The organism is Lysobacter firmicutimachus (genome assembly GCF_037027445.1).
Lineage (GTDB): Bacteria > Pseudomonadota > Gammaproteobacteria > Xanthomonadales > Xanthomonadaceae > Lysobacter > Lysobacter firmicutimachus.
Window position 1 is genome coordinate 3,634,686 of sequence record NZ_JBANDL010000002.1, and the last position, 24,944, is coordinate 3,659,629.

Annotated in this window: 20 protein-coding genes; 11 read left to right on the forward strand and 9 right to left on the reverse strand. The window is 69.1% G+C overall.

The window, feature by feature from the left end; genetic code table 11:
- Positions 1–239 precede the first annotated feature (239 nt).
- From V2J18_RS15815 to V2J18_RS15825, 3 genes are all read right to left on the reverse strand, one after another.
- A complete protein-coding gene (locus V2J18_RS15815) occupies positions 240–1,118 on the reverse strand; it encodes an MBL fold metallo-hydrolase (protein WP_336132285.1) in 879 nt (292 codons plus the stop codon).
- On the reverse strand, positions 1,115–2,134 hold the full coding sequence (locus tag V2J18_RS15820; RefSeq protein ID WP_336132287.1) for an NAD-dependent epimerase/dehydratase family protein: 1,020 nt from the start codon (positions 2,132–2,134) through the stop codon (positions 1,115–1,117). Before V2J18_RS15820 ends, V2J18_RS15815 begins: the two co-directional genes overlap by 4 nt.
- 66 nt (positions 2,135–2,200) lie before the next feature.
- On the reverse strand, positions 2,201–3,376 hold the full coding sequence (locus tag V2J18_RS15825; protein ID WP_336132289.1) for a 3-oxoacyl-[acyl-carrier-protein] synthase III C-terminal domain-containing protein: 1,176 nt from the start codon (positions 3,374–3,376) through the stop codon (positions 2,201–2,203).
- A gap of 33 nt (positions 3,377–3,409) precedes the next feature.
- Between V2J18_RS15825 and V2J18_RS15830 the strand changes: the two genes are divergently transcribed.
- The 10 genes from V2J18_RS15830 (at position 3,410) to V2J18_RS15875 (ending at position 13,124) form a co-directional block, all read left to right on the forward strand.
- On the forward strand, positions 3,410–4,066 hold the full coding sequence (locus tag V2J18_RS15830; protein ID WP_336132291.1) for a phosphatase PAP2 family protein: 657 nt from the start codon (positions 3,410–3,412) through the stop codon (positions 4,064–4,066).
- An 11-nt stretch (positions 4,067–4,077) separates the two neighbouring features.
- Complete coding sequence (locus tag V2J18_RS15835; RefSeq protein ID WP_064747095.1) at positions 4,078–4,311, forward strand: hypothetical protein; 234 nt, start codon at positions 4,078–4,080, stop codon at positions 4,309–4,311.
- Between the two features lie 83 nt (positions 4,312–4,394).
- Positions 4,395–5,381 (forward strand): PhoH family protein, encoded by a 987-nt coding sequence (locus tag V2J18_RS15840; protein ID WP_064747096.1) that lies wholly within the window; start codon positions 4,395–4,397, stop codon positions 5,379–5,381.
- A gap of 92 nt (positions 5,382–5,473) precedes the next feature.
- Positions 5,474–5,953, forward strand: coding sequence for an rRNA maturation RNase YbeY (gene ybeY / locus V2J18_RS15845; protein ID WP_064747097.1), 480 nt, complete (start codon positions 5,474–5,476; stop codon positions 5,951–5,953).
- Positions 5,954–6,141: 188 nt separating this feature from the next.
- Complete coding sequence (locus tag V2J18_RS15850) at positions 6,142–6,681, forward strand: GspH/FimT family pseudopilin (RefSeq protein WP_336132294.1); 540 nt, start codon at positions 6,142–6,144, stop codon at positions 6,679–6,681.
- Positions 6,682–6,894: 213 nt separating this feature from the next.
- Positions 6,895–7,764, forward strand: a complete 870-nt coding sequence (locus V2J18_RS15855; protein WP_064747099.1) for a CorC family transporter — start codon at positions 6,895–6,897, stop codon at positions 7,762–7,764.
- A 271-nt stretch (positions 7,765–8,035) separates the two neighbouring features.
- A complete protein-coding gene (locus V2J18_RS15860; protein ID WP_425606036.1) occupies positions 8,036–9,304 on the forward strand; it encodes a lipoprotein N-acyltransferase Lnb domain-containing protein in 1,269 nt (422 codons plus the stop codon).
- Between the two features lie 38 nt (positions 9,305–9,342).
- Positions 9,343–10,335, forward strand: coding sequence for a magnesium/cobalt transporter CorA (gene corA / locus V2J18_RS15865; protein ID WP_064747101.1), 993 nt, complete (start codon positions 9,343–9,345; stop codon positions 10,333–10,335).
- A gap of 493 nt (positions 10,336–10,828) precedes the next feature.
- A complete protein-coding gene (locus V2J18_RS15870; protein ID WP_336132297.1) occupies positions 10,829–12,901 on the forward strand; it encodes a carbon starvation CstA family protein in 2,073 nt (690 codons plus the stop codon).
- A gap of 1 nt (position 12,902) precedes the next feature.
- A complete protein-coding gene (locus V2J18_RS15875) occupies positions 12,903–13,124 on the forward strand; it encodes a YbdD/YjiX family protein (RefSeq protein WP_064747103.1) in 222 nt (73 codons plus the stop codon).
- Positions 13,125–13,385: 261 nt separating this feature from the next.
- Here V2J18_RS15875 and V2J18_RS15880 read toward each other — a convergent pair whose 3' ends face one another.
- From V2J18_RS15880 to V2J18_RS15890, 3 genes are all read right to left on the reverse strand, one after another.
- Complete coding sequence (locus V2J18_RS15880) at positions 13,386–14,645, reverse strand: DUF819 family protein (protein ID WP_336132298.1); 1,260 nt, start codon at positions 14,643–14,645, stop codon at positions 13,386–13,388.
- Positions 14,646–14,941: 296 nt separating this feature from the next.
- Positions 14,942–17,023: a S9 family peptidase gene (locus tag V2J18_RS15885; protein ID WP_336132299.1), complete on the reverse strand. Its 2,082-nt coding sequence runs from the start codon at positions 17,021–17,023 to the stop codon at positions 14,942–14,944.
- 115 nt (positions 17,024–17,138) lie between these two features.
- Positions 17,139–19,085: an OPT family oligopeptide transporter gene (locus V2J18_RS15890; protein WP_336132300.1), complete on the reverse strand. Its 1,947-nt coding sequence runs from the start codon at positions 19,083–19,085 to the stop codon at positions 17,139–17,141.
- A 352-nt stretch (positions 19,086–19,437) separates the two neighbouring features.
- On the opposite strand from V2J18_RS15890, the gene V2J18_RS15895 reads away from it, so the two are divergent.
- Positions 19,438–21,225: a peptide MFS transporter gene (locus tag V2J18_RS15895; protein WP_336132301.1), complete on the forward strand. Its 1,788-nt coding sequence runs from the start codon at positions 19,438–19,440 to the stop codon at positions 21,223–21,225.
- Positions 21,226–21,326: 101 nt separating this feature from the next.
- On the opposite strand, the gene V2J18_RS15900 is transcribed toward V2J18_RS15895, so the two are convergent.
- From V2J18_RS15900 to rfbC, 3 genes are all read right to left on the reverse strand, one after another.
- Positions 21,327–23,327 carry an alpha/beta hydrolase family protein gene (locus V2J18_RS15900; RefSeq protein WP_336132302.1) on the reverse strand — a complete coding sequence of 667 codons (2,001 nt, stop codon included), beginning with the start codon at positions 23,325–23,327 and terminating at the stop codon, positions 21,327–21,329.
- Between the two features lie 155 nt (positions 23,328–23,482).
- The gene (rfbD, locus tag V2J18_RS15905) at positions 23,483–24,382 is read right to left on the reverse strand and encodes a dTDP-4-dehydrorhamnose reductase (RefSeq protein ID WP_336132303.1); all 900 of its coding nucleotides are present in this window, start codon (positions 24,380–24,382) and stop codon (positions 23,483–23,485) included.
- Positions 24,379–24,936 (reverse strand): dTDP-4-dehydrorhamnose 3,5-epimerase, encoded by a 558-nt coding sequence (gene rfbC / locus V2J18_RS15910; protein WP_064747108.1) that lies wholly within the window; start codon positions 24,934–24,936, stop codon positions 24,379–24,381. The genes rfbD and rfbC overlap by 4 nt, the downstream gene beginning before the upstream one ends.
- Positions 24,937–24,944 lie beyond the last annotated feature (8 nt).

The window sequence follows — 24,944 nt, forward strand, 5'->3', positions numbered from 1 at the left end:
TTTTGGGGCTTTGGAGCTTTGGAGCTTCAGAGACCTGAGAACGATAAACGCCGCGAGACCGCAAGAGCGCGGTCGCGGCTTACGCCGCTCCTACAGGGGGCAAAGGGCAAAGACGCGGTGAGAGTGAAGCATGGCGGTCGCGACTTGCGTCGCTCCTACCCCGCGAGGGTGTCGGGCTTCGATCGACGGCGAAGAGGTTGGTTCTTCTGCGCGTCCCGGGGGCGCGGCTTACGCCGCTCCTACAGGGGGTCGCTGTCGTCGAGTACGGCCTGCGGGTGACGGGCGCGCCATTGCGCCAAAGTGTCGGCGCAGTGCGCGGGAATCACCCACGCCTGCGGATGCTCGCGCTGGAAGCGCGCCAGCTTTCGCACCGTGTCGCGATAAGCCGCCCCATCGTCCACCGCCAGCCAGCGCGTCAGCCAGGGCAGTTCGACCTCGCGCTGCAATTGCTCGCGACGCCAGAATGCGTCCGCGGCAAGCAGCGCCCGCTCCCCCTCGACGGTGCGCAAGGCCAGACCGATCTGCCCGCGCGCATGGCCCGGCAAGGACACCACGGCTACGCTGCCGTCGTCGAACAGATCCCAGCCCAATCCGAGACCGGCCAGATCCCCGTCGAGCGCGCGTGCGCCGCGCTCGTCCAGGCATTGCAGGCGCGCGGCGAAGTCCGCCGGCAGCAATTCCTTCCAGATCTGCGCGTGCAGCAGGCCGAACCAGCCGCCGCGCCGGACCTGGCGCCAGGCCTCGGCGTGGACCACGAACCGGGCGTTGGCGAACGGCGCCAACCCGCCGATGTGATCGGGGTGAAAATGGCTCAGCACCACCGTGCCGATATCGGCGCAGCGCAGGCCGCGCTGTTGCAGCAGGCTGGCCGCGTCGGTGTGCGCCGCCGAGCAGGCGTGGATCACATGCCGGTAGATCCGGCGCAGGCCGCGGCGCATCGCCGCGCGCGCGGCGGCGCCGTAACCGCAGTCGAACAGGACCGCGCCGTGGCGCGGATGTTCGATCAGGGCCCAGCCGGCCGGGAAGCGCAGCGCCGGTCCGCCGCCCAGGCCGAGGTGGCGCGGCGACGCGCAGCTATGGCCGGACACGCCGAGGCTGAGCGCGACCCCGGCGCTCACCGCCGCGGTTCCTTGCGCGCCAGTTCGGCCAGGGTGCGGTTCAAGGCCTCGTCCATGCCAACGCGCGGACGGTACCCGAGCTCGGTACGGGCGCGGCCGATGTCCAGGGTCATGTCCACGCTCAACAACTCGATGCCGTAGCGCAGCAGCGGCGGCTCGCGATCCGGACGCAGGCGGCGGTAGCCGGCCTCGACCGCGCTGGCCAGCGCCAGCACCAGCGGCCGCGGCAGGCGCCGCTGTGGGCGCGGCAGCGACAGCGCGTCGGCGAGACGGTCGATCACGCTCCAGATCCGCACCGGCTCGCCGTTGCTGATGTTGTACACGCGGCCGGCCAGGCGCCAGGACGCATCCATCGCCAGCACGATCGCGTCGACCGCGTTGTCGACATAGGTCAGGTCGACCTCGCAGTCCTCGGCGCCGAGGCGCGGCAGGCGGCCGCGACGCAGCGCATCGGCCAGGCGCGGCAGGATCGCGCTGTCGCCGGGACCGAAGATCGCCCGCGGCCGCAACGCGATCGCGGCCACTCCGCCGGCGGCGCAGCGCGCCAGCACCCGTCGTTCGGCGATCAGCTTGGTCGCGGCATAGTCGTTCACCGCGCGCGCCGGCAGCGGCTGGTCTTCGCGGATGTTCCGATGCGAACGGCCGTCGTGATAGATGCCCGGGGTGGAAATGTGGACCAAGCGGCGCACCTGATGAGCGACGCAGGCCTCGGCGACATGCTCGCTGGCGTCGACGTTGGCGGCGACGAAATCGGCGCGCCGGCCCCAGGGGCTCGACAACGCGGCCGCATGGACGACGATGTCGGCGCCGCGCAGCACGCGATGCACCGCCGCGGCGTCGGTCAGGTCGAGCGCGGCGAATTCGACGCCCTGCGCCTGCAGCGCGCGGCCGCGCACCGCGTCGCGGCCGAGGCCCAACACCCGGTCCCAGGGCCGGGCCGCAGCCAGATGACGCGCCAAGGCGCCGCCGAGGAACCCGGTGGCGCCGGTGACGACGATGCGGCGCGGCGCGCTCATGCCCGCCGCTCCGACGCGTGAACCGCGTGCGAGCGCCGGAGTCGGTTCGTCTTCGACGCCGTCATGTCAGTAGGTCAACGTCATGCCGACGCCGGACAGACCGGCGCCGGTGCCGAGCAACACGCCGCGTTCGCCGCGGCGGATCGCGCCTTCGCGCACGCCCTGTTCCAACGCCAGCGGAATCGAAGCGGCGATGCAGTTGCCGGTCTGCTCCAGCGTGCGCACCAGGCGCGCGCCTTCGAAGCCGATCTGCTCGATCACCTCCAGCGCCGCTCGGCTGGCCTGGTGGCTGACCACCCAACGCAGCTCGCGCCGCGCCTGACGGTCTTCCAGCGCCAAAGCGCGCATCACGTGCGGGACCAGGCGGATGCCGCTGCGCAGCGCGGCCGGCCCCTGCATGCTGAAGTACGCGTCCTCCGGCCGGGTCGACGCGCCCAACGGCGGCCGCCAACTGCCGCCGCCGCGCAAGGTGGTCAGCTCCACGCCTTCGCCCAGCGTGCGCCAGGCGACGCGATGGATGCGGCTGGGGCAGTCGTCCGGCGCGCGCTCCAGTACCGCCGCCGCAGCGCCGTCGCCGAACAGCGTGCAGACCTCGGCGTCGGCGAAGCTCAATCCGACCGAGGCGATCTCGCTGCTGACCACCAAGGCGCGTTCGATACGGCCGTGATGGATGCGCTCGGCCGCCAGCTCCATCGCGGCGACGAAACTCAGGCAGGTCGCATGCACCGACAAGGCCGGAATGCCCGAACGGCCGAGTCCGAGTTCGCGCTGCAATAGCGGCCCGCCGTCGGGAATCGCGCGCTCGGCCGAGCCGGAGGCGTTGACGATCAGGTCGACCTGCTCCGGTGCGATGCCGGCGCGCTCGCAGGCCTCATGCGCGGCCTGCGCTCCCATCCAACTGGCGCGCTCGCGCTCGGGTTCGGCCCAATGGCGAAAAGCCACGCCGCTGTACTGCAGAGCCCAACCGTCCGGCAAGCCCGCGTGCGCCTCGATTTCGGCGCTGGCGACGCGGCGCTGCGGCAGATAGCGGCCGAGCCCGGCGATTCGCACCCGCCAATCCAGGTCGGGGCCGGCGCCGCGGCGGCGGATCGCGCCGCCCGCATCGGAAGCCAAGTCCGGATTCGATTCGCTGTCCCTGTTCTGGATATCACTCATCGCGATGCAGTATGAGCCCTGCATCGCGGTTTGCCGATACGCGCCGGCGGCGTCGCGCCCCTGGCCGAGCGCGCGCGGATCGCCCATGCTCGACATCCGTTCCCCTTCCGTCGCCGCCCTTTGTCCGCGATCGCCGCCTCGCCGCCCGCCGTTCTGCCCTGGCCGCAGCGCCTCGCCGTCGTGCTCGCGGCGACCGCGCTGGGCGCCGTGGTGTACCTGGGCATCAATGCGCACCCCTGGCGCCTGCCGGCGAGCCTGCCGCGCACCGTGATGGACGATGCGATCGGTTGGCGGGCCTGGGCGATCTGGCCGTACTGGGCGATGTTGCTGACCGGGCCGGCACTGGCGTTGGCGATCCGCGAACGCGCGCTGTTCTACGCCACCCTGCGCGCCTTCGCTCTCGCCGCCGGGCTCAACGCGGCGATCTGGCTGGCCTGGCCGACCCGGATCGCGCGACGAGCGCTGCCGGAGGGGCTCGATGCCTGGACCCAGGCCGCCTGGCGCGCGTTGTACGCACTGGACGCGCCGCACAACTGTTTTCCCTCCGGTCACATCACCGTGCCGGCGGTGGCCGCGGTCGGTTTCGCCTTGCAGTATCCGCGCGCCCGGCCCGCCGCCGCGCTGGGCCTGGCCGCGCTGGCGCCGAGCGTGGTCGCCACCGGCCAGCACTACGCCTGGGACGTCGCCGGCGGCCTGGCGACCGCGACCCTGGGTCTCTTGCTCGCCGGGGCGCCCTCGTGGCGATCTGTCGCTCCCCCCGCCGTCATCTGCCGCTGAAGGACGCCGCCATGCCCGCTCCCCCGCCCCCTTCCGGCAAGCCCTCGCGCGATGCGGTCGGTTTCTGGTTCCTCGGCCTCGGCCTGCTCGGCCTGGTGCGTTCGCTGATGCGCGCCAACCGCAACGGCAGCTTCGACGCCGATGCGATCACCCTGCTGTGGCTGATCGGTTCGATCCTGCTGACCGCGATGGGCGCGCTGCGGCTGTGGCGCAGCTGGCGCGAGGGCCGTCCGCCGCGCGCCTGAACCGCGCGGCTTTGCGAAAACCCGGCGACAGGCGCAAGCTTTTACACCCCATTCGCAGCCCTTGCGCGCACCGCCCCGGTCTCATGCCCGCCCGAACCGCTTCCGAATTCGCCCTCGACCCCGCCGACAGCGAGCGCCTGGCCAACCTCAACGGCCCGTTCGACGGTCATCTGCGCATGATCGAACTGCGCCTGGGCGTGGAAATCGCCAATCGCGGCAACGTGTTCCGCATCGACGGCCCGCTGGCCGCGGTCGGCAAGACCGAAAAACTGCTGCGCAGCCTGTGGCGGGAAGCGGCCGAGCAGACCCTGGACGAGAACGCGATCCACCTGGCGCTCAGCGAAGCCGGCGTCGAACAGGTCGTCGCCGACGACATCGAGCCGCAGGAGGTCGCGATCCGGGTCAAGCGCGGCACCATCCGCGGTCGCGGCGCCAATCAGGCCAAGTACCTGCACGCCATCGCCACCCACGACATCAACTTCGGCATCGGCCCGGCCGGCACCGGCAAGACCTTCCTGGCCGTGGCCAGCGCGGTCGAAGCCCTGAACGAAGCACGGGTGCAGCGCCTGATCCTGGTGCGTCCCGCGGTCGAGGCCGGCGAGAAGCTCGGCTTCCTGCCCGGCGACCTGACCCAGAAAGTCGACCCCTATCTGCGCCCGCTGTACGACGCCCTGTACGAAATGCTCGGGGTGGAGAAAGTGGTCAAGCTGCTGGAAAAGAACGTCATCGAGATCGCGCCGCTGGCCTATATGCGCGGCCGCACCCTCAACGACGCCTACGTGATCCTCGACGAAGCGCAGAACACCACCATCGAGCAGATGAAGATGTTCCTGACCCGCATCGGCTACGGCAGCACCGCGGTGGTCACCGGCGACCTGACCCAGATCGACCTGCCCAAGCACCAAAAATCCGGGCTCAAGGACGCGCTGGACGTGCTGCGCAACGTCAACGGCATCAGCTTCACTTTCTTCGAGGCCAAGGACGTGGTCCGCCATCCCCTGGTCGCGCGCATCGTCAACGCTTACGACGCGCGCGACGCCAAGGACGCCGAGACCGGGCCCTCGGCCTGATCCGGCCGGGTGCCCGCGGGTCGGCGCTTCCGCTCGCGGCACCCCGGCAGCTCTCATCGCGAAGCCCCGCACTCCATGCAGCGAACGCCGTAATGACCCAAGGCCCCGTCCGACTCGATGTCACCGTCAACTATGCGATGCCGCGCAAAGGCCTGCCGGCCGCGACCAGCTTCCGCAAGTGGGTCGCGGCGGCGCTGGCCGGACGCATCCGCGAAGCCGATCTGGCGATCCGCCTGGTCGACAGCAAGGAAGGCCGCGCGCTCAACCGCCACTATCGCGGCCGCGACTACGCCACCAACGTGCTCAGCTTTCCCGCCGACCTGCCCGAAGGCCTGCCGGAGGGCGTGCGCCTGCCGCTGCTCGGCGACCTGGTGATCTGCCCCCCGGTGGTCGCCCGCGAAGCGCGCGAGCAGAAGAAAGCGCTCAACGATCACTACGCCCACCTGACCGTGCATGGCGTCCTGCACCTGCTCGGCTGGGACCACGAGGACGAGCGCGAGGCCGAGTGCATGGAGCAACTCGAGCGCGAGATCCTCGCCGGGCTCGGCATCGCCGATCCGTACCGCGAATAAGCGCGTTACAGACGCAGGCGGATCAAGCGCGCCATCCCCTCCGTCCTTGCCCGTGTCAGCCGGCACATTCGTCCGGGCGAAGTTCCGACATCCACGCCCGGAAAATCCGACCCCGCGTCGCGCCGGGCGCCGATGCCCGCCGGCGTTGCCGCAACCGACACTGAGCGCCTCTTCCAGGAGGAATGCTCATGCGCCGGATGCGCGGGATCACATTGATCGAGGTCGCGATCGCACTGACGATCGGCTTCCTGCTGTTCGGTTTCGCCGTACCGGCCATGCACCAGGCCGTGGCCCGCACCCGCATCGGCCACGCCCGGCTGGCCTTGGCCGACAGTTTCCTGCATGCCAATCGGGTCGCCGTCGCCACCGGCAGCGCCACCGTGATCTGCCCTGCGCCGCAAGACGGCGGCTGCCGCGCCAGCACCGACTGGAGCGCAGGCTGGCTGGTGTTCGCCGACGTCGACGGCGACCGCCGCTACGGCCCCAGCGACACCCTGATCCAACGTCGGCGCGCGCTCGCCGGCGACATTCGCCTGCTCAGCACCGCCGGCCGCACCCGCATCGTATTCCAGCCCGAGGGCGACGCCGCCGGCTCCAACCTGACCTTCACCCTGTGCTCGCGCGGCGCCGGACAGGCGGGCCTGCTGGTGCTGTCCAACCCGGGCCGGGTGCGCCTGGATGCCGCCAGCGCCGCCCAGACGGCGGCCTGCCGGTACGGACCCGGCTGACCCGCTCGGCGGCCTCGCGCGCCGATGCGGCGCGTGACCGACAGCGCAGTCCGCGCCCGCCGCGCCGGCCGGGACCGCCCGCACCGGACCGTGCCGCGGCGACGGGCGGAACGCGGCGGCAGGGCGGACGGCGATCCTGCCACCGTCCCCTACGACCTTCCGGGTTAGACTTGGCGTACGGCCCTCCCCCCGGGGGCACGGTTCATGAATCGAATGTCCGAGGACGACAGTAGTAGCACCCACGCGCCGGAACACCATGAGAAACGGCGCTCCTGGCTCGACCGCATCAGTTCCGCGCTGTCGGGCGAACCCAGTTCCCGCGAAGACCTGGTCGAATTGCTGCGCGATGCGCAATCCGACGGGCTCATCGCCGCCGACACCCTGCGGATGATGGAAGGCGCGATCGCCGTGTCCGACCTGACCGTCGGCGACGTGATGATCCCGCGCTCGCAGATGGTCGCCCTGCCGGCCGACGCCAAGTTCCTCGACCTGATGAAACTGGTGGTCGAATCCGGTCACTCGCGCTTCCCCGTCCATGGCGAAGACAAGGACGAGATCCTCGGCATCCTGCTGGCCAAGGACCTGCTGCGCGGCGTGGTCGCCGACAACGGCCCCGGCACCATCCACGAGTTGCTGCGGCCGGCGGTGCTGATCCCGGAGTCCAAGCGCCTGGACGTGCTGCTGCGCGAGTTCCGCCAATCGCGCAACCACATGGCGATCGTGATCGACGAGCACGGCGGCGTCGCCGGCCTGTTGACCATCGAGGACGTGCTGGAGCAGATCGTCGGCGAGATCGACGACGAGCACGACGATGCCGAAGACCCGAACGCGCTGATCGCGGCCCAGGCCGACGGCCAGTACGTGGTCGACGCGTTGACCCCGATCGCCGACTTCAACGAGCGCTTCGGCGCCGATTTCGACGACGACGAGTACGACACCATCGGCGGCCTGATCACCGCCGCGATCGGCCACCTGCCCGAAGCCGGCGAGGAGCTGACCTTGGACCGCTTCGTATTCCGCGTCGCCAGCGCCGATGCGCGCCGGGTGCACGCCTTCCACGTCGGCGTGCTCGGCAACGGCTGAACCATCGCGGCCGGTGCTCGCGCCGGCCGCCGCATCGATAGCCCCCGAATACCGCCCCGCCGCGCGCGGTCCGCCGAGCATTGCGCGTCCGCGCGTGTCCGTGGCCGCCGGCGATCCGGCCGGGCCCGGGAGCGGACACGCGCGCAGGCGCTCGAGCGCGCCCGCCGGCCTCGGCTCCGGTCGAAGGTAGATGCGGCCTCGACGCCATATCCCGCGCGATCCGGCCCGACCGGAGCCTGCGCCGACCGGGCGCCGCCGAGGCCTGTTTACAATGGCCGCCACTCGCCCCGCTGGACCAGGCCGCCCGCCCGTGACCGCATTCCCCCGTTTCGTCCGGCTCTACGCCCTCGCCGCCCTGCTGCTCTTTTCCGCCTTCGTACACGCCGCACCGGCGCCGGCGCCGGCCCACGCCGCCGGCGCCAGGCCGCCGCGGATCGGCATGGTCACCATGCAGCCGGGCGAAGAGTTCTGGTCGCGCTTCGGCCACGACGCCCTGGTGGTGCTGAATCCGGACAGCGGCGAGGCCATTTCGTACAACTTCGGCTACTTCGACCCCAGCGAACCCGACTTCGTCCAGCGCTTCGTCCGCAACGACATGCGCTATCGCCTGCTGGCGTTGCCGTTCGACGCCGACATGTCGCAGTACGCGCACGAAGGCCGCGGGGTGAGCGTGCAATGGCTGGACCTGACCCCGGCGCAGGCGCGCGAGTTGGCCGAGGCGTTGCGCATCAACGCCCTGCCGGAGAATTCTTACTACCGCTACCAGTACTTCGACGACAACTGCGCCACCCGCGTGCGCGACGCGATCGACCGTGCGATCGGCGGCGAACTGCGTCGCCAGACCGAAGGCCGCTCGCACGGCAACACCCTGCGCAGCGAAGCGCTGCGGTTATCTTCGCCGGAGCCGTGGATGTGGGTCCTGCTCGATGTGATGATGGGCCCCAAGGCCGATTTTCCGGTGCCGGTATGGACCGAGTCCTACGTGCCGGGCCGCCTGGCCGCGGCGCTGCGCGAGGTCAAGAACCCGCAGGGCCGGCCGCTGGTGGCCGAAGAACGCAGCCTGCTGCCGCACCAGATCTCGCCCGAGCCCGAAGGCCGGCCGCTGCCGTGGTGGCCCTGGGCCCTGGCCGGACTGGCGTTGGGCGCGGCGCTGGCCTGGATCGGCGACCGCAGCCCGCGCGTGCTCGCCTTCGCCGCGTTGCCGTTGTGGGGCGCGCTCGGCGCAGTCGGTGCGGTGCTGGTCTATGCCTGGGCCGGCACCGGCCACGACTACATCTGGGCCAACCGCAACCTGCTGCTGTTCAACCCCTTGTGCCTGCTGCTGTGGCTGGGCGGTCTGCGCGCGCTGTTCGGCCGCGAGACCGGCTCGGTCTTCGTCTGGCTGACCGCGCTGGTGGCCCTGTGCGCGCTGGCGGCGCTGTTCCTGTACTGGTTGCCGGTGTACCCGCAGCGCAATCTGCATTGGATCGCGCTGTGGCTGCCGATCCACATCGGGCTGTGGCTGGGCTTCCGCAAAGCCGCCCGACTGCGCCTGGCCTGAGGCTTGCCCGTGCCGGCCGCGGCGGGCAGGATGCCGGCATGACCACGCCCGCCCTGCCCCAATGCGTCATCAACGCGGCCGCTTACGACCGCAACGGCAAACGCCGCGACATCGGCCTGGACGAGATCAGCGACGTGCTCGCGGTCGACGACGGCAGCTTCGTCTGGGTCGGCCTGTACGAGCCCGATGAAGGCATCCTGGAAAAGCTGCAGGAAGAGTTCTGCCTGCACGACCTGGCGGTGGAGGACGCGCACAACGCGCACCAGCGGCCGAAGATCGAGTCCTACGGCAACTCGCTGTTCATCGCCATCCATACCGCGCAGAAGATCGACAACCGGATCCGCTTCGGCGAGACCCACATGTTCGTCGGCCCCCGCTACCTGGTCACCGTGCGCCACGGCGCCTCGGTCAGCTACAAGAATGCGCGGGCAAGAATGGAGCGCGAGCCCGACCTGCTCGAACACGGCCCCGGCGCGGCGCTGTACTCGGTGCTCGACAGCGTGGTCGACAACTTCATGCCGATCGTCGAGGGCTTCACCCTGGAGCTCAACGAGTTGGAGAAGGACATCTTCGCCGAGGATTTCCGCAAGGACACCGTGCAGGAGCTGTACGACCTCAAGCGCGAGCTGACCCGGCTGCGCATGGCGGTGTCGCCCTTGCAGGACATCCTCGGCCAGCTCGCGCGTTCGCGCGGCGGGCTGATCGACGAGGAAATCCAGCTGTATTTCCGCGACGTCCTCGACCACGCCGTGCGAATCAACGAAACCACCGACACCCTGCGCGAGATGCTGACCACCGCGGTCAGCGTCAACCTGTCGCTGGTGACCGTGCGCCAGGGCGAGATCGTCAAACGCCTCGGCGCCTGGGCGGCGCTGCTGGCCGCGCCGACCCTGATCGCCAGTTGGTACGGCATGAACTTCACCCACATGCCGGAGCTGGCCGGACAGTGGAGCTACGCCATCCTGATCGGGACGGTGGCCGTGGTCTGCATCGTGTTGTACTTCGGCTTCAAGCGGGCGAAGTGGTTGTAGGGCGCGGTAAGGGCGAACAGCAACCTCCCCTGCCCCGTTTTTCAAAGGGGGGACAACAAAAGCAGCGGTAACTTCAAAACGACGACAACGACGGCGGCTAGGGCGGCGGCAGGCGCAGATAACGCCAACTGCTTATGCGCCAACTCGTGCGGCGAACCAAAACTCACCGCGGTACGCCGCAACGCGCTGCAGCGCGCGACAATTCGCCTCCTTTGAAAAAGGCGGCTGGCGCCTGAGGCGGCACGAAGTCCGACGGCTCCAGCGGCGCCGGGATTTGCTTCGGCTTTGGGGCGCTTTGGCTTGGCCTTGGCTTCGCTCTCGCCGCACAGAGCCCGCTCAGCCCATCATCGGCGCTCCCCGCCGCCCGAAACCGCATCGCCGACGCCCCAAGTCGCCCCCTAAGACCAAAGTATCAGCCGCGTTTGCGGCACTGCGCATTGACCCGTGCCGTCCCGGGGGCGACCCTTCCAAGGGTCAAACTGGGAGGCTCGTCATGAAAGGTGGTCTCGGCAAATTGGGCTGGGCGGCCCTCGCAGTCCTCGGGGCGTTCTGCCTCGGCACCATCGCGCTGCGTCGCGGCGAACACATCAATGCGCTGTGGATCGTGGTCGCGGCGGTGTCGATCTACTTGGTCGCCTATCGCTACTACTCGCTGTTCATCGCCAACAAGGTGATGCAGCTCGACCCGACCCGCGCCACGCCGGCGGTGATCCACAACGACGGGCTCGATTACGTCCCGACCAACAAGCACGTGCTGTTCGGCCATCACTTCGCCGCCATCGCCGGCGCCGGCCCATTGGTCGGTCCGGTGCTCGCCGCGCAGATGGGTTATCTGCCCGGTCTGCTGTGGCTGATCGTCGGCGTGGTGTTGGCCGGTGCGGTGCAGGACTTCATGGTCCTGTTCGTCTCCAGCCGCCGCAACGGCCGCTCGCTCGGCGACCTGGTGCGCGAAGAAATGGGCCGCGTGCCCGGCACCATCGCCCTGTTCGGCGCGTTCTTGATCATGATCATCATCCTCGCGGTGCTGGCGATGATCGTGGTCAAAGCCCTGGCCGAAAGCCCCTGGGGCATGTTCACGGTGATGGCGACGATTCCGATCGCGGTGCTGATGGGCGTGTACATGCGCTACATCCGCCCGGGCAAGATCGGCGAGATCTCGATCGTCGGCCTGGTCCTGCTGTTGGCGGCGATCTGGTACGGCGGCAAGGTCGCGGCCGATCCGGTCTGGGGCCCGGCCTTCACCTTCACCGGCACTCAGATCACCTGGATGCTGATCGGCTACGGCTTCGTCGCCGCGGTGCTGCCGGTGTGGCTGGTGCTGGCGCCGCGCGACTACCTGTCGACCTTCCTCAAGATCGGCACCATCGTCGGCCTGGCCATCGGCATCTTCATCGTCATGCCCGACCTGCGCATGCCGGCGCTGACCCAGTTCACCGACGGTACCGGCCCGGTGTGGAAGGGCGGGCTGTTCCCGTTCCTGTTCATCACCATCGCCTGCGGCGCGGTGTCCGGCTTCCACGCCCTGATCTCCTCCGGCACCACGCCCAAGCTGCTCGCCAACGAATCGCACATGCGCTACATCGGCTACGGCGGCATGCTGATGGAGTCCTTCGTCGCGATCATGGCCTTGGTCGCCGCCTCGGTGATCGATCCGGGCGTCTACTTCGCCATGAACAGCCCGGCCGCCCTGGTCGGCAGCGACGTGCAGACGGTGTCGCAGACCATCAGCAGTTGGGGGTTCAGCGTCACTCCCGACGTACTGGAAGCCACCGCCAAGGACATCGGCGAGCACACCATCCTCGCCCGCGCCGGCGGCGCGCCCACGCTCGCGGTCGGCATCGCCCAGATCCTGCACAACGTGCTGCCGGGCGAGAACACGATGGCGTTCTGGTACCACTTCGCGATCCTGTTCGAGGCCTTGTTCATCCTCACCGCGGTCGACGCGGGCACGCGCGCCGGCCGCTTCATGCTGCAGGACCTGCTCGGCAGCTTCGTGCCGGCGCTGCGCCGCACCGAGGCCTGGGGGCCGAACCTGCTCGCCACCGCGGGCTGCGTCGCGCTGTGGGGCTACTTCCTGTACCAAGGCGTAGTCGATCCGCTCGGCGGCATCAACACGCTGTGGCCGCTGTTCGGCATCGCCAACCAGATGCTGGCCGGCATCGCCCTGATGCTGTGCACGGTGGCGCTGTTCAAGCTCAAGCGCGACCGCTACGCCTGGGTCACCATCGTGCCGACCGTGTGGCTGCTGATCTGCACCAGCGCCGCCGGCCTGATCAAGATCTTCGACGGCAACCCGGCGGTCGGCTTCCTCGCCCAGGCCAACAAGTACAGTGCCGCGATCGCCAAGGGCGAAGTCACCGCGCCGGCCAAGAGCATCGAGCAGATGCAGCAGATCATGGTCAACAGCTACGTCAACACCGGCCTGACCGCGCTGTTCCTGTTCGTGGTGTTCAGCGTGCTGGTGTATTCGGTCGGCGCCATCCTCAAGGCCCGCGCCAATCCGCAGCGCAGCGACCGCGAATCGCCCTACGTGGCTTTGAAGCCGCACGAAATGGGGAACCTCTGACATGGGCACCGCACTCGTTCCCGCCAGCCAGTACCAGCTGTACAAGCGAACCTGGCGCCGCCTGGTGCAGACCGCGCGGCTGTGCTGCGGGGTGCCGGACTACGACAACTATGTCCGTCATCTGATGGAGAAGCATCCGGAGCGGCCGATCCCCGACTACGCGACCTTCTTTCGCGAGCGCCAGGAGGCGCGCTACGGCGGCGGGCGGTTCGGTTGTTGTTGAGCCGCTGCGACGCGAGCGACGAAAAACGCGAAGGGCCGCCTCCGGGCGGCCCTTGCTTTTGCGACGTTCTTTTTTGCAGCGTTGCCGCCCCCTGTAGGAGCGGCGAAGCGGCGACAACCGAAGCGGTGCGATACCACGCCACCGACCGCAGCCGATGATCGCGGAGATTCGCTTCGGACACCGCGCTCGCGTACGTCGCGTCTCCTGTCGCGGCTTATGACCGGAGGAACCCCCTGCGGGACGCCGCTGCTACAGGGGCATTCAAACCGGCGCGGCGCCGGCCAGCGAGCGCAGGGTGACCCCGACCACGTAAGCCAGGCCGGTGCCGGTCGCATAGCCCAGCGCGCCGAGCAAGGCGCCGACCGGCGCCAGCGAAGGATGGAAGGCCGAGGCCACCACCGGCGCCGAGGCCGGGCCGCCGATGTTGCTCTGCGAGCCGATCGAGAAATAGAACAGCGGCACCCGCAGCAGACGCCCCACGCCCCACAGGATCAGGATGTGCACGGCGATCCAGATCAGCCCCAGCGCGAACAGCCAGGGCTTGTCGAGCAAGGCCAGGATGTCCATCTGCAGGCCGATGCAGGCGATCAGGAAGTACAGGAGCAGGCTGCCGATCTTGGACGCGCCCGCGCCTTCCAGCTCGCGCGCGCGGGTGAAGCTCAACGCCAGGCCGGCGAAGGTGGACACCGCCACCACCCAGAAGAACGGCTCGTGCAGGCTGACCGTGCGCGCCCAGGACACGTTGGCGCCGAACCAGGCCGACAGCGGCGCGGCGACCGCGTGCGCCAGGCCGACCACGCCGAAGGCGATGCCGACGATCATCGCCAGGTCGGTCAGGCTGGCCACGCGCTGGTGCTGGGCCTGGAAGCTCTCGATACGGCGCTTGAGCTCCTCGATGCCGCGGGTGTCCGCGCCGCTGCGCGCATCGATCGCCTGGGCGCGGCTGGCGAGGAAGATCAGCACCGCCATCCACACATAGCCGACGCCGACGTCGACCACCGCGAACTGGCCGAAGGTGGTCGCATCGACCTGGAAGATCTCCTTCATCGCCAGCATGTTGGCGCCGCCGCCGATCCAACTGCCGGCCAGCGCGGCCATGCCGCCCCAGGTGTCGCCGGCCACGGTTTCCGGGTGCAGCGCGCGCATGGCCAGGAACGCGACCACCGCGCCGAGCATCACGCTCAGCGAGGACACCGCATACATGACCAGCAGCTTGGGGCCGAGCTTGAGCACGCCCTTGAGGTCGATGGTCAGGGTCAGCAGCACCAGCGCGCCGGGCAGCAGCACGCGGCTGGCGACCGGGTTGTAGAGCTTGGTGTTCTGGCCGTCGACCAGGCCGATGGTGTTGTAGATGCCGGGAATGAAGTAGCACAGCAGCAGGGCCGGAACGAAGGTGTAGAACTTCTTCCAGAAACCGGTCTGCCGCGAGGAAGTCCAAAACACCGCGCCGAGGGTGGCGGCGATCAGGCCGAGGACGACGATGTCGTTGCTGATGAGCGCCGTGCGGGCGGGTTCTTGCATGCCGGACTTCTCTGGGCTTGGGTGACCCCGCTTTTACTTCGGATCGGCGGCCGCGGGCAAGGGCCGGCGGTGTTGAGGCACGGGTTCAGGCGGCGCCTGTCGCCCGAAGCCCTGTAGGAGCGGCGCAAGCCGCGACCGCGAAACCTGGCTTGCGTCGCAGGTGCGATGTCGCGGCCGCTTGCGACCGCAGCCCCCCCTTGGGACACAGCGCCTACGGTCGAGTACCCGGCGACGACGATATCCGATGCAAAAAAGAAGGCCGCCCGAAGGCGGCCTTCTTTTGGTCTGCGCGACGCTTACTGGCCGATGTGCTTCTTCAGCCAGGCGTTGACCGTGTCGTGCCACTGCACGCTGTTGTGCGGCTTGAGCACCCAGTGGTTCTCGTCCGGGAAGTACAGGAACTGGGATTCGATGCCCTGGCGCTGCAGCGCGGTGAACACGCCGATGCCCTGCTCGACCGGAATGCGGAAGTCCTGCTGGCCGTGGATCACCAGCATCGGCACCTTCCAGTCCTTCACATGGTTGACCGGGTTGAACTTCTCGTAGCTGGCCGGCTTGTCGTACGGCGTGCCGCCCTGCTCCCACTCGGTGAACCACAGCTCTTCGGTGGCGTAGCCCATCATGCGCTGGTCGAACACGCCGTCGTGGCTGACCAGGCACTTCCACGGCTGCGGCCAGTTGCCGGCGATCCAGTTGACCATGAAGCCGCCGTAAGACGCGCCCAGCGCGCAGGCCTTGTCGCCGTCGAGGAAGGGGTACTTCTTCTGCGCCGCGGCCCAGCCCTTCTGCAGGTCTTCCAGCGGACGGTCGCCCCAGTGCTGGCTGATCGCGTCGGTGAAGGCCTGGCCGTAACCGGTCGAGCCGTGGAAATCGATCATCACCACCGCATAGCCCTGGCCGGCATAGGTCTGCGGGTTCCAGCGGTAGCTCCAGCCGTTGCCGAAGCTGCCCTGCGGGCCGCCATGGATCAGGAACGCGACCGGGTACTTCCGGCCTTCCTGGTAGTTCCACGGCTTGACCACGTAGCCGTACACCGTGTCGCCGTTCCAGCCCTTGAAGTCGAACTGTTCGAAATCGCCGAACTTGACCCCGGGCAGCAGCTCCGACGCGCTCGGCGTGATCGCGCGCTGCGGCGCGCCGTCGAGGCCGCCGACGAAGATCTGGTCGCCGCTCTTGAGGCTGTTGCGGGTGAAGGCCAAGGTCTTGCCGGCCAACGCGACCGAGCCGACCGAGCCGTCGCCGATCAGCAAGGTCGCCTTGCCGCTGGCGATGTCGACGCCGAACAGCGGCTGCTGGCCGAGGTCTTCGGTGGTGGTGTAGATGCTCTTGCCGTCGCCGGACAAGACGATGCCGGAAGCCGAACGGTCCCATTGCGGCGCGATTTCGCGCGCTTTGCCGCTGGCCAGGTCGAGCGCCATCAGGCCGAAACGGTCGGCCTCGAAGCCCGGGCGCTTCATCGCACGGTAGTAAAGCGTCTTGCCGTCGGCGCTGAACACCGCGCCGGTGTCCCAGGCGGGATTCGCAGCGGTCAGGTTCTTGGCGGGGCCGCCGTCGGCGCCGACTTGGTACAGATCGAAATTGGTCGACCACGGCTCCTTGGCATCGGCCTGGCGCGCGCTGAACACCAGCGAGCGGCCGTCCGGCGCCCAGGTGTATTCGCTGCTGTCGCCGAACGGACGCGAGGGCACGTCGCCGTTCACTTCGCCGCTGACCAGCTTGGCGCTGGATACGGTCTTGCCGGCGGCCGGCAGCTCGGCGACGAACAGCCGGTTCAGGCGACCGTCGTTCCAGGCGTCCCAGTGACGGATGAACATCCGGTCGAAGACCTTGCCGGTGGCCTTGTTCTTCTCAGCCGCGTCGAGCTTCTTCTTGCTGCAGGCCAGATCGGCGGCGCAGTCGGGATAGGCCTCGGCGTTGAAGGCGACACGCTTGCCGTCGGGCGAGATCTGGAAGCCGCCGACGTCGCCGTCGAAGGCGGTGATCTGCTTCGGCGTGCCGCCACTCAGCGGCAACGAATACAGCTGCGAGCTGCCGTTCTTGCTGCTGAGGAAGTACACGCTCTTGCCGTCCGGCGCGAACGCCGGCGAGTTGACGTTCCAGCCTTCCGGGCTCAGGCGCTTGGGCGGCGCGGCGTCGCGCGCGAACAAGTCTTCGATCCACAGCGAGGTGCTGGACTTGTTGGCGGCGAAGTCGACGCTGCGCTTGGCGAACACCAGTTGGCGGCCGTCGGGCGACAGCGTCGGCGAGGAGAAGCGGTCCATGCTGGCCAGATCGCGGATCTGCAGTCCCTGCGGCGCCGCCGGGGTGAGGGAGAAAGCCGGCGCGGATGCGCAGGCCAGGGTCAGGGCCAGCGGCAGGAGAGCGTGGCGTGGCGTCATGGCGAACCTCTGAGCGTGATCGATACGGGGACGGCGGCGCCGCGCGCGGCCGGGCTTGCGGAATCGGAACGGAAACGCGACGGCCCGGCATCGCTGCCGGGCCGTCGCCTGGAACTTACGCCTGCGGCACCGCCGCGTTCTTGCTGCTGCGGTAGAACAGCCACACCACCGCAGCCAGAACGGCCAGACCGACCAGCGAACCGAAGTGGAACTGCTCCGGCAGCGCCAACACCTCGCGGTTGCTGGTGATCACGATCGGGAAGGCGATGGCGATGCCCATCAGCGCCTCGCCGGTGATCAAACCGGCGGCGAACAGGGTGCCCGGACGGTGCACACGGTCGCTTTCCTCTTCGCTGCTGTTCGCGGTCAGGCCGCGACGGCGGCCGACGATGTGCGACAGCAGGCCGCCGAGGAAGATCGGCACCATCAGCTCCAACGGCAGGTAGATGCCGATCGCCGCGGCCAGCACCGGCACGCGGAACTTGGCTTTGCGCGACTTCAGCCATTCGTCGAAAGCGATGATGAGCGCGCCGATGCCGGCGCCGATGCCGATCATCGTCCACGGCAGCTCGCCGCCGAACAGCCCCTTGGCCACCGAAGCCATCAGCGTCGCCTGCGGCGCCGCCAGCGCATTGGGATGCTCCGGCGTCGGCGCGCCGATGCCGTAGGCGGCGGACAGCAGGTTCAGCACCGGCGCCATGATCAGCGCGCAGGAGAACGCGCCGATGCCCAGCATCAGCTGCTGCTTCCACGGCGTGGCGCCGACGATGTAGCCGGCCTTGAGATCCTGCAGGTTGTCGCCGCCGACCGCGGCCGCGCAGCACACCACCGCGCCGATCATGATCGCGGCGACCGCGCCGATCGGCGAGTCGCGCCCCAGCATCAGCACCAGCACCGCTGAGGCGAACAGGATGGTGGAGATGGTGATGCCCGAGACCGGGTTGTTGGACGAACCGATCAGGCCGGCCAGATAGGCCGACACCGACACGAACAGGAAGCCGGCGACGATCATGATGACGGTCATCGGCACGCTGACGAACCAGTTGCCGACGATAGCCTGGTACAGCAGCAACAGCGGCAGCACGAAGCCGACCAGGGCGACCAGCATCCACTTCATCGGCAGGTCGCGGTCGGTCTCGGCGACGTCGCCGACCGCCGCGCTCTTGCGCGCCGCGGCCAAGCCGCTCTTGACGCCCGACAGCAGCGACTTGCGCAGCGAGAACAGGGTCCACACGCCGCCGATCAGCATGGTGCCGACGCCGAGGTAACGCACCTTCGCCGACCAGATCGCGCCGCCGATGTCGGCTGCGCTGCCGCCGGCGATGCGCGCCGCCAGGGCCGGATCGGAGTCGAGGAAGAACATGTGGTAGATCGGAATCGCGAACTGCCAGGACAGGATCGACCCCGACACGACCACGATGCCGACATTGAGGCCGACGATGTAGCCCACGCCGATCAACGCCGGCGACAGGTTGGTGCCCATGTAGCCCAGGTACTTGCCCATGAAGCCGGAGATCACCGCGTTGTCGGGGATCAGCTTCATGCCGCTTTCGGCGGCGAGCTTGAGCACCGCGCCGATGCCGCCGGCCAGGCCGAGGATCTTCATGCCGGGGCCCGGGTTCTCGCCGGCCTTGAGCACCTCGGCCGCGGCCTTGCCTTCGGGGAAGGGGAGCGGGTCTTCGACGATCATCGAGCGCCGCAGCGGCACCGAGAACAGCACGCCGAGCAGGCCGCCGAGGCCGGCGATGGCCAGCACCCAGGAATAACGGAAGTCGTTCCAGTAACCCAGGATCACCAAGGCCGGGATGGTGAAGATCACGCCGGCCGCGATCGACGAACCGGCCGACGCGCCGGTCTGGACGATGTTGTTCTCCAGGATGGTGCCACCGCCGAGCAGGCGCAGCACCGCCATGGAGATCACCGCGGCCGGGATCGCGGTGGCGATGGTCAGGCCGGCGAACAGGCCCAGGTAGGCGTTGGCGGCGGCCAGGATCACCGCCAGGAAAATCGAGAGCGCGACGGCTCGGAAGGTCAATTGCTTCTGCGTTGCGGGCGATGCCATCGGCGTCTCCATCGCGGTAGGTCGGGCGGTAAGGCGGCGTATGGGCGGGTGGGGATCGCCGCCGGGCGGCGCCGCACAATCCGCCGATGATCGCATCCGCCGCGGGCGCCTGTAAAAGTGCAGTGCGGCAAAAAGCGTGATTGCGCAAACCCCGGCTCCGCCGCGGCAAAGCGGGGTTTTTCCGCATTCATCGGGGAAAAGCGCGATCGCGCACCGTCGCGGCGGGCCGCCCGGCACAGACGCCGTCCGCCGCGGCGACGGGCGCGCCGGCCGCCCCGGCCTATACTCGCGCCTCCCGGTCCGGCCCGGATCGGCCGGGACCGGTCCGATTCCACGAGAGGAACGTCCGCACGTGCCCGCCAGCCCCGCCCTGCCCGGTTCCTCTCAACCCGGTCCCGCCGCTTCGCGCGCCGACGAGTTCCTCGGCCATCCCAAGGGACTGTACGTCTGCTTCTTCACCGAGATGTGGGAGCGCTTCTCCTTCTACGGCATGAAGGCGCTGCTGCTGTTGTACTTACTCAAGTACCACTTGTTCGGCGACGACGCCGGCTACGACCTGATCGGCGCCTACGGCGGCCTGGTCTATGCCGTGCCGGTGATCGGCGGCCTGCTCGCCGACCGGTATCTGGGCATGCGCAAGGCGGTGGTGCTGGGCGGCGTGCTGCTGGTGCTCGGACACCTGGGCATGGCCTACGAGGGCCATGCGGCGAAGATGGTGAACGGCGTGGCGGTGCGCGACGAGACCGCGCTGCAGGTGTTCTATCTGTCGCTGGCGCTGATCATCGCCGGAGTCGGCTTCCTCAAGCCGAACATCTCCACCATCGTCGGCCGGCTCTATGCCGAGAACGACCCGCGCCGCGATTCGGGCTTCACCCTGTTCTATGCCGGGATCAACGTCGGCGCGCTGTTCTCGGCCTTGATCTGCGCCTTCCTCGGCGAAACCTACGGCTGGAAGTACGGCTTCGGCGCCGCCGGCATCGGCATGGTCGCCGGCCTGCTGATGTTCCTGTGGGGCCAGCGCTATCTGCACGGCCATGCCGAACCGGCCGACCCGGCCAGGCTGCGCGAAACAGTCCGCGGCCTGTCGCGCGAGGCCTGGATCTACCTGGGCAGCGCCGCCGGCGTGCTGGCGCTGTGGGGCACCATCCAGCTGGCGTCGCAGGTCACCCTGCGCCTGGGCAGCCTCGACTTCACCGCCGCGCTGGGCATCATGCTGGCGACGCTGGCGGTGTTCCTGATCTGGTTCTTCGGCTTCATCGCCCGCCATTGCGGCCAGGTCGAACGCCAGCAGATGCTGGCCCTGGTGGTGCTGATCTTCGCGGTGCTGATCTTCTTCACCCTGTACGAGCAGACCTACGGCTCCTGGGTGACCTTCAACGATCGCCTGATGACCAAGGACATGTTCGGCCTGGCGGTCGGACAGTACGCGCCGACCCTGCCATGGTCGCTGTTCTCGATGGCGGCCAGCCCGCCGCTGATGGTCGCCGCCCTGGTCGCCAGCGACCGCGGACGCGACGGCCTGGCCAAAATCCTGGTGGCCGTGCTGGTGTTCGGCCTGGCTCTGGCGACCGCGCACGACGTGGTGCTCGTGCCGCAGACCGCCGGCTCGCTGACCTACCTGGGCGCGTTCTTCATCGTCGTGCTGGCGCCGTTGTTCTCCTGGCTGTGGCCGTGGCTGGCGCGGCGCGGGCGCAGCCCGGGCAAGCCGGTGACCATGGCCCTGGGGCTGGTCTTCGCCGGCCTGTCGTTCCTGCCGCTGGTGGCCGCGGCCGATATCGCCGCCGGCGGCGCCATGGCCAGCGTGTGGTACCTGGTCGCGGCGTATTTCATTCTCGAGGTCGGCGAGATGTGCCTGTCGCCGATCGGCCTGTCGGCGGTGACCCAGCTGTCGGTCGCGCGCGTGGTCGGCCTGATGATGGGCGCGTTCTGGCTGGCGACGGCCTTCTCGGAAGTGCTGGCCGCGCAGTTGGCCAAGATCGCCTCGGTCGAGATTCCCGAAGGCGGCGCGATCGACATGGCCGCGGCCGCCGCCAAGTACGGCGAACTGTTCTCGATGCTGATGTGGCTGGGCGTCGGCTCCGGCGCCGTCTTCCTGCTGCTGGCGCCGCTGCTGCGGCGCTGGATGCATGGCGTGAAATGAGCGGGGCCGAACGAGGGAGAAGATGAGCGTAGAAGCGGCGGGCATGCGCGGCGGCGGAGGCTCCGCAAACGCCTCGCTCCGCCGCGCTCGCTCCTGACCTTCTACTTCGCCCCGGTCGACGCGGCGGCCCCCGCAGGCGCCGCCGTCCGGCCGCCGAGCGAGCGCGACAGGAACGCCAGCAAGCGGGTGTAGAACTCGCGCTGGTGCTCATCGACGTAGAAGCCGTGGCCTTCGGTCTTGTAGTACAGGGTTTCCACCGGCACCCCGGCGGCGCGCAAGGCCTTCTCCATCTTCTCGCTGTGCGCGATCGGCGCGCGCTGGTCTTCGCCGCCCGCGGCCAGGAACACCGGCACCTTGATCTGTTGCGCCAGTTCGGTCGGCGAGACTTTGGCCGTCTCTTCCTTGGAGCCGATCCATTCGCGGAGGTAGGTTTCGCCCGAACCGGCCTTCTGGATGTCGCCGGTGCTGTGCATCATCGGCAGGTCGTAGACGCCGACGTAACCGGCCGCGCACTTGTACAGCGCGGGCTCCTTGGCCACGCCCATCAGCGAGGCGTAGCCGCCGTAGCTGGCGCCGTACAGACAGATCCTGGCCGGATCGGCCACGCCCTGCTCGATCGCCCAACGGGTCGCATCGGTGAGGTCGTTCTGCATCGCGCCGCCCCACTGGCGCTGGCCGGCGAGCCGGAACGCACGCCCGTAGCCTGCGGAGCCGCGGTAGTTGAGCTGCAGCACGGCATAGCCGGCCTGGGCCAGCATCTGCGCGTCGCTGTCGAACTGCCACACGTCCTGGATGCCGAACGGACCGCCGTGCGGCATCACCACCATCGGCAGGGACTTGCCGCTGCTGTCCTTGGGCGTGGTCAACAGGCCGGACAGCGCCAGGCCGTCGCGGGCTTTGAGCCGGATCGGACGCACCGGCGCCATCTTTTCCGGGTCGACCCAGGAGCCGCGGCTGATCACATGCGCGGCATGCTTCTTGGCGTTGTCGTACAGGAAAATGTCGCCGGGGTTGCGGTCGCTCCAGCTGCGCAGCAGAGCCAGACCGCCGTCTGCGGTCTCGGAGGTGATGCGCACGCCCTCGCCCTTGAACGCGGCTTCCAGGCTGCGGTACTGCTTGGCCTCCGGCGAATTCTTGTCGAAGAATTCGCTGCGCGGCACGCCGTCGGCGAAGAACACGCCGACCGGGGTATTGCTGTTGCGACGATAGATCACCCGATCCGGATCGGCGACCGCGTCGCGCAGAATCTCCTTGCGGGACTGGTTGGCGATGTCGAAGGCGACGATCGCATCCGGGCCCTGCGGCTGCTCGCTGCGGAAGTAGGCGACGCTGTCGTCGGCGGAGAAGCCGATCGGATGATCGATGCCCTCGCCCTGCGCGTCGGAACGCAGCAACTGCCAGTCCTTGCCTTCGCCGGCGCGGTAGAACAGCTTGCGCACGTTGTCGGTGCCGTAGCCGAGGGCGAAGCGGACCACGCCCTGGTGGTCGGTGGTGAAGTCGGCGTTGCGCACCGGTGCGATCGCGATCTGGTTGCGGCGACCGGTGTACGCGTCCAGGCGCTCGGCGCGGGTGTAGGCGTCGGCGGCGAACTGCTGCACCGAGATCACCACGTTCTTGTCGTCGCCGGGCAGGTCGTCGACCAGGAAGGCGGCGACTTCCTCGACCTTCTTCGGCTGGATGCGGGTGCCGGCGCCGGCGCCGCGCACGCGGTAGCCGACCAGCACGTCGATGCCGGTGCCGTTGGCGTTCATCGCGTAGATTTCGCCGGTCAGCTGCGGCTGGTCGCGCGAACCCAGCTTCTGCGCCATGCCGATCAGCACCCGGGTCGGGCTGACCCAGTGGAAGTCGTGCACGTGATTGTTCTTGCCGAGCCGGAATGCGCCGGTCATCTTCATGCCCTCGCGGGTGAAGATCACCAACATGGTTTCGTTCTCGGCCGGCACCGAGGCGGCGTAGAACTCGCCGGTCGGCGAAAGCTTGATGTCGACGAAGGCGTCGCGCTTGACGAACGAAGCCACGTCCACGCCGTCCGCAGCGCTCGCGCCCGCCGGCGGCGGCGCCAGCCCGACGGCCAGCAGCAGCGAATATCCCCAGAATTTCATTGCCCGTCCCCCAATGAACGTCGTCCGTGGCGGCCGCCGAAGCGGCCGCTGTCGCTGCGCGACGGGTCGATCATAGGGGGGCTACCGCGGTCGCACAAACGCACACACATCGCGGCCCAAGCCGCGTGTACGGGCTGCGGCAGGGGCCGCCGGGCTCAGCCGGCCGGCCGGTCCAGCGTCGCGCTCAGCGCCTGGCGCCAGTGCGGCACGTCCAGGCCGTATTCGGCCCGCAGGCGGCCGCTGTCCAGCACCGAATACGCCGGGCGCCGGGCCGGGGTCGGATAGTCGGCGGTGCCGATCGCCTCGACCCGCGGCCGGCGCGCGATCAGGCCGCGCGCTTGCGCTTCCTCGAAGATCGCCTCGGCGAAACCGTGCCAACTGGTTTGGCCGCCGGCGACCAGGTGGCGCACGCCGGACTGCTTGAGCCCCTGCCGCAACACCTGCGCCGCGGCGTCGGCCAACAACCAGGCCGGGGTCGGCGAACCGTGCTGGTCGGCGACCACGCGCAATTCCTCGCGTTCGCCGCCCAGACGCAGCATGGTGCGCAGGAAGTTGTGGCCGCGGGTGGCGTAGACCCAGGCCGTGCGCAGGATCAGATGCTCGGCGCCGCTGGCCCGGATCGCCTCCTCGCCGGCCAGCTTGCTCTCGCCATAGGCGCTGATCGGGCCGGTCGGATCGGTTTCGAGATAAGGCCGGCTGCCGCTGCCGTCGAAGACGTAGTCGGTCGAATAGTGGATCAGGCCGATCCCATCCGCCGCGCACAGCTGCGCCAGCCGCGCCGGCGCCTGCGCATTGACCGCGAAGGCGAGCTCGCGCTCGCTCTCGGCGCGGTCCACCGCGGTATAAGCGGTCGCGTTGACCACGTGATCCGGGCGCACCCGCCGCAGCAGGGGTTCGATCGCGTCGGCCTGGGCCAGGTCCAGGGCTTCGCACTCCGCCCCGTCGTCGGCCAGACGTCCGCTGCGCGTGGTCGTCACCACCTCGCCCAGTGCGGACAGGCTGCGGCGCAGTTCGTGGCCGACCTGGCCGTCGCCGCCGAGCAGCAACAGCCTCACGGCGCGTACACCGGCAAGCGGTCCTCGGCGATGTCCTTCAACCGCGGCGCGACCGCGTCCTTGGCCGACAGGCCGGGCTCGCTGACCGGCCAGTCGATCGCCAGGTCCGGGTCGTCCCAACGCACGCCGGCATCGGCCTTGGCGTCGTAGACGTGGGTGCACAGATAGCTGAACACCGCACGCTCGCTGAGCACGGCAAAGCCGTGGGCGAAACCTTCCGGTATCCATAAATGGCGCTTGTTCTCGGCGCTGAGGACCGCCGCGGTCCAGCGGCCGTAATGCGGCGAGCCGCGGCGGATGTCGACCGCGACGTCCCAGACTTCGCCTTCAAGCACCGAGACGTACTTGCCCTGCGGATTGGGCCACTGGTAATGCAGGCCACGCAGCACGCCGCGCGCCGACGAGGACACGTTGCCCTGCACGAAGCGCGGGTTCAGGCCGTGCGCGGCGAGCTTGTCCTGGTTGAACGATTCGTAGAAGAAGCCGCGCGCGTCGCCGAACACTTGCGGTTCGATGACGACGCAACCGGGCAGATCGGTTTCGATGACTTTCAAACGGTCTT